General features: G+C 66.6%; 1 pseudogene. It reads left to right on the top strand.

Going from position 1 to position 479, the window contains the following annotated elements:
• Positions 1-479: pseudogene (locus RM555_RS30835) on the top strand (thiamine pyrophosphate-binding protein); the annotation flags it as partial.

Raw genomic sequence — 479 nt, 5'->3', positions numbered from 1 at the left:
TCTCGAAATCGTCCGAGCCAATCATCCTCGCCGCCGAAGTCACCAACATCTTCCGCCGCGCCTTCACCAAATTGAAGAACGGCCGCGGCGGGCCCGTCATCGTCGAGATCCCCGCCGATATGTGGAACGAGGAGGTGCCGGAGCCGCTGAACTACACGCCGGTGATGCGCACCCGCTACGGCGCCGACCCCGTCCAAGTGAAGGAGGCCGCCGGCCTGCTCGTCAACGCGAAGAGGCCGGTGATCTATGCCGGACAGGGCGTGCATTACGCGCAGGCCTGGCCGCAATTGAAACGGCTGGCCGAACGGCTCGCCATCCCCGTCACCACCAGTCTCGGCGGCAAATCGTCGTTCCCGGAAACGCATCCGCTCTCGCTCGGCTCCGGCGGCCTCGCGGTGCCGCGCGCGGTGCCGAAATTCCTCGCCGAGGCCGACGTCATCTTCGGCATCGGCTGCTCCTTCACCGAGACGAGCTTCGGC

The sequence above is a fragment of the Micromonospora reichwaldensis genome, assembly GCF_031845925.1.
Classification (GTDB): domain Bacteria; phylum Actinomycetota; class Actinomycetes; order Mycobacteriales; family Micromonosporaceae; genus Micromonospora; species Micromonospora reichwaldensis.
The sequence above is the reverse complement of the archived record's forward strand: the minus strand, read 5'-3'. Positions and strand labels throughout refer to the sequence as shown.